The sequence below is a fragment of the Flavobacterium glycogeni genome (assembly GCF_048286775.1).
Classification (GTDB): domain Bacteria; phylum Bacteroidota; class Bacteroidia; order Flavobacteriales; family Flavobacteriaceae; genus Flavobacterium.
On sequence record NZ_JBLVPV010000011.1, the window covers coordinates 121,801 to 130,737 of the forward strand.

General features: G+C 33.9%; 6 protein-coding genes. 5 read left to right on the forward strand and 1 reads right to left on the reverse strand.

Annotation, left to right across the window (positions count from 1 at the left end; genetic code table 11):
• Positions 1–81: 81 nt before the first annotated feature.
• The gene (locus ACNQGX_RS10860) at positions 82–2,493 is read right to left on the reverse strand and encodes a TonB-dependent receptor (protein WP_417976168.1); all 2,412 of its coding nucleotides are present in this window, start codon (positions 2,491–2,493) and stop codon (positions 82–84) included.
• A 292-nt stretch (positions 2,494–2,785) separates the two neighbouring features.
• Between ACNQGX_RS10860 and argS the strand changes: the two genes are divergently transcribed.
• The 5 genes from argS to ACNQGX_RS10885 all read left to right on the forward strand — a co-directional run bounded on the left by argS (position 2,786) and on the right by ACNQGX_RS10885 (position 8,766).
• The gene (argS, locus tag ACNQGX_RS10865; protein ID WP_417976182.1) at positions 2,786–4,564 is read left to right on the forward strand and encodes an arginine--tRNA ligase; all 1,779 of its coding nucleotides are present in this window, start codon (positions 2,786–2,788) and stop codon (positions 4,562–4,564) included.
• 70 nt (positions 4,565–4,634) lie between these two features.
• On the forward strand, positions 4,635–5,105 hold the full coding sequence (locus tag ACNQGX_RS10870) for a hypothetical protein (protein ID WP_417976170.1): 471 nt from the start codon (positions 4,635–4,637) through the stop codon (positions 5,103–5,105).
• A gap of 128 nt (positions 5,106–5,233) precedes the next feature.
• Positions 5,234–6,595, forward strand: coding sequence for a signal recognition particle protein (gene ffh / locus ACNQGX_RS10875; RefSeq protein ID WP_417976173.1), 1,362 nt, complete (start codon positions 5,234–5,236; stop codon positions 6,593–6,595).
• 134 nt (positions 6,596–6,729) lie between these two features.
• The gene (locus ACNQGX_RS10880) at positions 6,730–7,611 is read left to right on the forward strand and encodes a bifunctional 5,10-methylenetetrahydrofolate dehydrogenase/5,10-methenyltetrahydrofolate cyclohydrolase (protein ID WP_417976176.1); all 882 of its coding nucleotides are present in this window, start codon (positions 6,730–6,732) and stop codon (positions 7,609–7,611) included.
• A gap of 228 nt (positions 7,612–7,839) precedes the next feature.
• Complete coding sequence (locus ACNQGX_RS10885) at positions 7,840–8,766, forward strand: magnesium transporter CorA family protein (protein ID WP_417976178.1); 927 nt, start codon at positions 7,840–7,842, stop codon at positions 8,764–8,766.
• Positions 8,767–8,937: the final 171 nt, after the last annotated feature.

Sequence of the window (8,937 nt, forward strand, 5' to 3'; positions counted from 1 at the left end):
AAGAGCAATTTTTTAAATCGAAAAACCCGGAGTGGCATACTCCGGGTTTTTCTTTTGGCAACAAATTATTAAAACTAATTTTTATAAAAGCCCACCACTACCTTGGGTTTCATTTTTGTCGCGTTGTTTTCTTTGAATGGCTTTATTTTTACCACTTCCGAATCTATAATTGAAACCTACGTAAACGGATTGGCTCTCCCAATTAAATTGCCCGTTTGCTTTATAAGGTCTGTCGCCATTAAAAGCAAAATTCATGGTGTTGAAAATGTCGCTGAAACGGGCGCTGATGGTTCCGCTTCCTTTTAATACATTGTAACTGGTTCCGATATCCATTTTCCACATAGGCTCTCTTAAGAATTGCAAGCTCACATCACGTCCTCTATACATTCCAGACAGCTGAAAACGCAGGTCCTTTGTGGCTTTAAACGTGTTGCTAATCCGTGCATTGAAAGTAGTAGCATTAACCGCTATAAATTCGAAATTTCCAGATTCATTTTCAACCGTTCCTTTTACTGTTTTCTTATAAGCATCTAAGCTGATATTGGCACTCCACCATTTTTTGAGATCTAAATTTCCGGAAACTTCCACACCATAGGCATCATTGTTTTCGAAGTTGGCATAAGATAATATTTGTTTGTTTGTATCTTCAGGATTGGTAAAAATTACTCTGGTAATTTCGTCTTCAATTCTTCTGTAAAAAATACCCGAAGTGATAGATCCAATTTTAGTTTTTCTGGTGTAATTTAATTCAAATGAATTGGTAAATTGAGGGATTAGATCTGGGTTTCCTTCAGAATCGATTGTAGGGGTACTCCATTCTCTAATTGGGTTTACCTGTGAAATACTTGGTCTGTCTACACGTCTTGAAAAACTCAAGTTGAAAGAGTTGTTATCGCTGGGATTGTAGGTTATAAAAGTCGATGGATAAAGGCTTAAAATATCATCCTCAAATTTCGAATCGGCTTCGCCATCTTTTTTAAATAGTGCCTCTACATCGTATTGTTCCAAACGTGCTCCTACTTGAAAATTCCATTTTTTCCATTGTTTTCCTAAAGTAGCATAAGCCGAATACAAGGATCTGTCATAAGTAAATGCAGAACCGAAAGCATTGTCTTTGAATAAACTATTGTTGGTATTATCATTTCTGCTTTCCAATCCCAGTTCTAATTTGGTAGTTTCGGTTAATGGATTAACATAGTCAAGATTAACGATAGTGCTTTTGCCTAAAGTTTCCACATCATTGTTGAATGAATTAATTAATGCCCCGGTGGTTTTGTTATAATTGGTATAAACGGCATCTTCTGGATCATTGTTTTTGCTGTAATTGACTTCTAATTCTAAATTGTGTCCTTCTTTTTTGAAATTCAATTTATAGTCAAAATTATAGGTTTGGGAGTGGTTGTCACTTTTACTTCCAAAAAGTTGTAATTTGTCTATATTACTGTTGTTAACATAATCTACATCGGTACTTCCAAAACCATTTCCTTTAAAAATATTTTGATTGGTATAGAAGGAAAATGTGTTTTTATCATTGATATAGAAATCAAATCCTAATTTGGCCAAATGCGAGGTGTTTTTATTGTTAAATTCAAACTTCTGAAGGTTTTCTTTGTTTGTTTCAAAACTTTTTATAAAACCATGGTTTGCGTTTTTTCCATGATTAAAGCCATAATTCCCATAGAAATTAAACTTTCCTGTTCTATAATTTAAATCAAAAGAAGAATTTACTTTTGGAGTTTTACCAAAGGTTACACCGTTATTAATGCTTCCATTAAAACCAAGTTTGCTGTTTTTATTCAAAACAATATTGATAATTCCGCTCATTCCTTCGGGATTGTATTTTGCCGATGGATTGGTGATTAATTCAATTTGTTTGATAGAAGCTGATGGGATTTGTTGCAATACCTGCGCTGCATCCATGGTCGTTGGTTTTCCGTCGATTAGTATGCGAACATTAGAATTCCCTCTTAAACTGATGGCATTCGTTTGTGGATCCACACTCACGGAAGGAATATTATTCAAGATTTCTCCGGCTGTTGCTCCGGCAGAAATCAAATCTTTACCCACGTTAATAATCTTTCTGTCGATTTTCTGTACAATAGTTGATTTTTCGCTTACTACTTCAACACCAGCCAGCTGAACCGCGTCTTCTTCTAATGCAATTGTATTAAAATTGATGCTTCTGTCTTCCGTTAATTTTGCCGATTTTGAGATTGTTTTGTAACCCATAAATTGGATTTCAACAGTATAATCTTTTAAAGCTAAATTTTTTATTTGAAAAGTTCCTTTATCAGATGTAATACCACCAGTAATGACTTTGCTGTTTTCTTTTACCACAATATTTACATAGGGTAACGGTTCGTTTGTCTTTTTGTCAATAATTTTTCCTGAAATTTCTCCTGAACTTTCCAGAATTGATGATTTGACCGAAGTTTGCGCCTGCATCGAAAACAACGTTCCAATAAAGCAGATTAAAATTAATTTAAGTTTCATGATTAATTTGATTAAAATGATTGATGATGCAAATATATTATTTTATACAATACTATGTTAAGCATAATACCTTTTTTAATAATATTTAACATTTTTTAACAAATACTAAATATTAAAATTTACTTAATAGACTTCCGAACAAGGATTTTGTTACATCGATTTTTGAAAAAAATATGGAATTCTACCTTAAACTAGGTTAAAAGCTTCATTTTTAGGTGTAAATTATCTTGTTTTCCAATTTTCAAATTACTGCAATATGACTATCTTTGCCCCCTTAAAACCAATACACGAAATGACATTACCACAGATTCTTACGCCCTCTATTGAAAAAGCTGTAAAAGTTTTATTCGACGTTACCATTGATAAAGTTGAATTTCAAACTACACGCAAGGAATTTGAAGGGGATATTACAATGGTTATTTTTCCATTGTTGAAAGTTGTTAAAAGTAATCCAGTAGAATTGGGAAATAAAATAGGAAACTATTTAGTTGAAAATCTAGCTGAGGTAAGTCGGTTTAATGTGGTTTCCGGATTTTTGAATATTGTTATTTCAGATGACTATTATTTGGATTTCTTCGGAGAAATAAAAGACGATGTTAAATTTGGTTTTGTTGCTCCAAATCCAGAAGATAAAGCGGTAATGGTCGAATATTCTTCACCAAATACCAATAAACCCTTGCATTTAGGCCACGTACGTAATAATCTTTTGGGGTATTCAGTTGCGGAAATTATCAAAGCTTCTGGTAAGAAAGTGTATAAAACTCAAATCATTAATGATAGAGGAATCCATATTTGCAAATCGATGTTGGCTTGGCAAAAATTCGGAAACGGACAAACTCCGGAGTCAACAGGTTTAAAAGGAGATAAATTAGTTGGAAATTACTACGTTGCTTTTGATAAAGCGTACAAAGAAGAAATAGCGCAATTAATGAGCGCCGGTAAAACGGAAGAAGAAGCCAAAAAACAAGCGCCAATTATTCTGGAAGCGCAGGAAATGTTGTTAAAATGGGAAGCTGGAGATGATGAAGTAATCACGCTATGGAAAACCATGAACCAATGGGTTTATGATGGTTTTGCCATTACCTATAAAAATTTAGGAGTTAATTTCGATTGTTTTTATTACGAAAGTAATACGTATTTATTAGGGAAAGATGTCGTTCAGATTGGTTTGGACAGAGGTGTTTTCGAAAAAGATCCTGACGGTTCAGTTTGGATTGATTTAACGGATGAAGGTTTAGATCGTAAAATTGTATTGCGTTCAGATGGTACTGCGGTTTACATGACGCAAGATATTGGAACTGCAATTCAGCGTGTGAAGGATTATCCAGATGTAGGCGGAATGGTTTATACGGTAGGAAATGAGCAAGATTATCACTTCAAAGTGTTGTTTCTTATCTTGAAAAAATTAGGTTTTGACTGGTCTAAAAATCTATTCCATTTGTCATACGGAATGGTAGATTTGCCTTCCGGAAAAATGAAAAGCCGCGAAGGAACTGTTGTCGATGCCGATGATTTGATGCAGGAAATGGCAGATACCGCACAAAAAATTGCAGAAGATTTAGGGAAATTAGACTCCTATTCTCCCGATGAAAAAGCAAAATTATACAACACGATTGGTTTAGGTGCTTTGAAATATTATATTTTAAAAGTAGATCCTAAAAAACGAATCCTTTTTAATCCAGAAGAATCGGTAGATTTTGCTGGAAATACAGGGCCATTTATTCAATATACGTACGCCAGAATTCAATCTATTATTCGCAAAGCCAATTTTGACTTTTCGAATAAATCAAAAATAACAACGCTGCACGAAAAAGAGAAAGAATTGGTGAAACAATTAGAGTTGTTCCCTGAAGTTATTCAAAATGCAGCGCAGCATCACAGTCCGGCTTTGCTTGCAAATTTCACGTATGATTTAGTTCGTGAATACAATTCATTTTATCAGGCTGTTCCTATTCTTGGAGAAGAGGATTTAGAGAAGAAAATTTTCAGAGTTCAATTATCTAAAAAAGTAGCAGATACTATTGCAGCCTCATTTAGTTTGTTGGGAATAAACGTTCCGGAGAGAATGTAATTTTTTTAACTTCTTTATTGTGAAAATAATATTTTTTTGGTACATTTAGTGTTAAATAAATGTTTTAATCATGAGAAAGATGTTTTTTTACCCGCTTTTGTTTGGTCTGTTTTTGCTGAATGTAGCCGGAACATGTTGTGCTGATGATCCCGAAGTGGTGTCTATTGCAAAAAATAATCTGACACAAGTAAATAGTATAATAAGTCAAGGAACTTGGAAAGTGAGCTATTTTCTTGATAAAAATAGTAACATGACAAGTGAATATTCAGGATATAATTTCACTTTTGGAACGAATGAAATTTTGACTTCTAACAATGCTGCCAATACGTTCACTGGAAATTGGTCCATTGTAAAATCGAATGGTATTGATGATAATCCGGATAATGATTTGGATTTTGCAATTTCATTTTCAAGTCCTGATACATTAATGGAGTTGACAGAGCATTGGGATGTTACTGAAATTACGGAAACTAAGGTTCGGTTGAAAAGTAAATCTGGCAATGTTGATGGAATCAATTATTTGACTTTCGAAAAAAAATAAATTTATATCGTTTAACGATTTCGTAAAACTTTAGAAACAGTCTCAAAAAAGGCTGTTTTTTTTATAATATTATGAATACAACTTCAAAATCAAATGCTTAAATTTGCATCTCAAAATAAATCAATACTATGTTCGATAATTTAAGCGATAAACTAGATAAAGCCTTTCATATACTTAAAGGTCACGGAAAAATCACCGAAGTAAATGTAGCCGAAACTCTAAAAGAAGTTCGTAGAGCCTTACTTGACGCGGATGTTAACTTTAAAATTGCGAAAGATTTTACCACCAAAGTAAAAGAAAAAGCAATTGGTCAGGATGTATTGACTACACTTCAACCAGGACAATTATTGGTGAAGTTAGTGAAAGATGAATTGACAGAATTAATGGGTGGTGATGTTGCCGGAATCAATCTTTCCGGGAATCCATCGATTATTTTAATGTCAGGTTTGCAAGGTTCAGGGAAAACTACTTTCTCAGGAAAATTAGCCAATTATCTTTTAACAAAGAAAAATAAAAAGCCATTATTAGTAGCTTGTGATATTTACCGTCCTGCGGCGATTCAACAATTATACGTAGTTGGAGATTCGATAGGAGTTGAGGTTTATTCAGAGCCAGAAAATAAAAATCCGGTAGAAATTGCTCAAAATGCAATCAAACATGCTAAAGCAAATGGGTTCAATGTTGTGATTGTCGATACTGCTGGTCGTTTAGCTGTCGATGAGGAAATGATGAACGAAATAGAACGCGTTCATAAAGCGATTCAACCTAATGAAACGTTGTTTGTTGTTGATGCAATGACGGGTCAAGATGCTGTAAATACAGCGAAAACCTTCAATGAAAGATTAAATTTTGATGGGGTTATCTTAACCAAATTAGATGGAGATACACGTGGTGGAGCTGCAATTTCGATTAAATCGGTTGTTAATAAACCAATTAAATTCGTAGGTACAGGGGAAAAGATGGATGCAATTGATGTGTTCTATCCAATTCGTATGGCCGAAAGAATTTTGGGAATGGGAGACGTTGTGTCTTTGGTAGAAAGAGCTCAAGAGCAATTTGACGAAGAAGAAGCAAGAAAAATCCAAAAGAAAATTGCCAAAAACGAATTCGGTTTTGATGATTTCCTTTCTCAAATTCAACAAGTAAAGAAAATGGGTAATATGAAAGATTTGGTTGGAATGATACCAGGTGCTTCAAAAGCCATGAAAGATGTTGAGATAGAAGACGATGCTTTCAAACATATTGAAGCAATTATTCATTCGATGACTCCAATTGAAAGAAGCAAGCCGGCTTTGATTGATGTAAAAAGAAAAGCCAGAATTGCAAAAGGTTCCGGAACCAAAATCGAGCAGGTTAATCAATTGATGAAGCAGTTCGAACAAATGAGCAAGATGATGAAAATGATGCAGGGACCAGGAGGAAAAAACCTCATGAAGATGATGGGCGGCATGAAAGGCGGAATGCCAGGCGGTATGGCCGGAATGAGATAATTTATTTGTAAGGTTTAAAAATTCAATTCGTTGCGTTTTTAAACCTTACTCTTTTATACAAATTACACAACTACTAAACCTTTAAGTCTCAAGTTGTCAAAGCTTCAGAATTAAAATTTAAACAATTTTTAAAAATGCAACTACTAGACGGAAAAAAAACAGCGGAAGATATTAAGAGTGAAATCGCTGCAGAAGTACAAAAAATGAAAGACAATGGGGAGAAAGTACCTCATTTAGCAGCCTTGATTGTTGGTAACGACGGAGCTAGTTTAACTTATGTAGGAAGTAAAGTAAAAGCCTGCGAAAGAGTAGGCTTTGAATCTACTTTAGTGAAAATGCCAAGTACAACTACTGAAGTTGAATTGTTGAAAAAGATTAAGGAATTGAATGAGAATGATGCTATTGATGGATTTATCGTTCAATTGCCGCTTCCGGAACAAATCGATGAGCAAAAAGTGTTAATGGCGGTTGATCCAAGTAAAGATGTAGATGGATTTCATCCTGAGAATTTTGGAAAAATGGCATTAGACATGACTACTTTTATTCCGGCAACACCTTTCGGAATTTTAGAATTATTAGAAAGATACGGAGTAGAGACCAAAGGGAAACATACTGTAGTAATAGGTCGTAGTCATATTGTGGGAAGACCTATGAGTATTTTGATGGGAAGAAAAGGGTTCCCTGGGAATTCAACGGTGACTCTAACGCACAGTTACACTAAAAATATTGAAGAAATTACCATTCAGGCGGATATAATTATTACGGCTTTAGGTGTACCAAATTACTTAAAAGCGAATATGGTGAAAGATGGAGTTGTAGTTATCGATGTGGGTATCACTCGTGTTCCTGATGAAACAAACGAAAAAGGATATGTAATCACTGGTGATGTTGATTTTGAGCAGGTGAGTAAAAAATCATCTTTTATTACTCCGGTTCCGGGTGGAGTAGGACCTATGACCATTGCAATGTTGTTGAAAAATACGCTTTTGGCAAGAGAAATGAAAAGAAATAAATAAAGAGAAAAATAGTTTTGATTGAAAGCCTTAAATGTAAGTTTAAGGCTTTTTTTATCTTAAAAAACGCATAAAATTCTGATAATTGATATTAAAACGGAATTTAAAGAATACTTTTGCACCACTTAAAAAAAGACCTTTAAAATGGACGATTATTATTCGGAAATGTTGAACTAATATAGCACTTGAACTATTTTCAAGAGGCTGTAAATAAACCTATAGAATTTTGAAATGAGAGCTTTTTACAAAAACAATAACGGATTAATTGCCATTCCTGAATGGATTCCTAACTGCTGGATAAATATTGAATGTCCTACCGAAGCAGAAAAAAAGTATTTACTCGAAGACTTACAAATTCCTGAAGCATTTTATAATGATATTGAAGATATTGACGAAAGACCAAGGATAGAAATTGAAAATGGTTGGACTTTGATTATCATGCGAATTCCTGTGAAGAGTAATGATGTGAAATTGCCTTTTCATACAATACCTGTCGGGGTTGTTTTTAAAGGAGAAGTTTGCATCACCATCAGTTTCCATAAAACGGAAATGCTTACTGATTTTGTAACCTACACCAAACGCAAAAACATCAACATTAAAGACAACTTCGATTTAGTGCTAAAATTATTGCTTTCCTCCAGCGTTTGGTTTTTGAAATATTTAAAACAGGTCAATCAAAAAATAAAATTAGCCGAGGACAATTTAGAAAAGTCAATTAAGAATGAAGAGTTACAAGCGTTGCTTCAAATAGAAAAATGTTTGGTATTCTTCATGACATCTTTGAAAGGGAATGATATTTTGTTGCATCGAATCAAGAATATAAAATCCCAAAAAGAACATTTTGATCTGGATTTGTTGGAAGATGTTGAAATTGAATTGCGTCAGGCACAAGAAACTACTAATATTTACAGCGACATCTTAACGGGAACTATGGATGCGTATGCTTCTGTGATTTCTAATAATATGAATACGATTATGAAACAGATGACTTCGATTTCGATAATTCTGATGATCCCAACATTGATTGCTAGTTTGTATGGAATGAACGTTCCCAATGATTTACAAGATAATCGCTATGGGATATGGATTGTTATTTCCGTATCCGTTTTGTTATCTGCTTTTGGCGTGTTTTTGTTCAAAAGAAAAAGATGGTTTTGATAATCCACACTTTGGATAAATAATATTTTAACCCGTTGGGTGCAATTGATTTTTACCACATAGATTCTGTGTTGATTTCCAAATAAATCTATATTTTTTTTATAATTTTGTTTTTAAGTCAGTCATAGAACTAGACTCTATAGCGTGTTTAAGCCGTTTGTGTTTGCACGC

Bases quoted from the DNA above. Each gene is read 5' to 3' on its own strand.
- ACNQGX_RS10860 (WP_417976168.1), bottom strand. From the start codon at position 2,493: ATGAAACTTAAATTAATTTTAATCTGCTTTATTGGAACGTTGTTTTCG.
- argS (WP_417976182.1), top strand. From the start codon at position 2,786: ATGACATTACCACAGATTCTTACGCCCTCTATTGAAAAAGCTGTAAAA.
- ACNQGX_RS10870 (WP_417976170.1), top strand. From the start codon at position 4,635: ATGAGAAAGATGTTTTTTTACCCGCTTTTGTTTGGTCTGTTTTTGCTG.
- ffh (WP_417976173.1), top strand. From the start codon at position 5,234: ATGTTCGATAATTTAAGCGATAAACTAGATAAAGCCTTTCATATACTT.
- ACNQGX_RS10880 (WP_417976176.1), top strand. From the start codon at position 6,730: ATGCAACTACTAGACGGAAAAAAAACAGCGGAAGATATTAAGAGTGAA.
- ACNQGX_RS10885 (WP_417976178.1), top strand. From the start codon at position 7,840: ATGAGAGCTTTTTACAAAAACAATAACGGATTAATTGCCATTCCTGAA.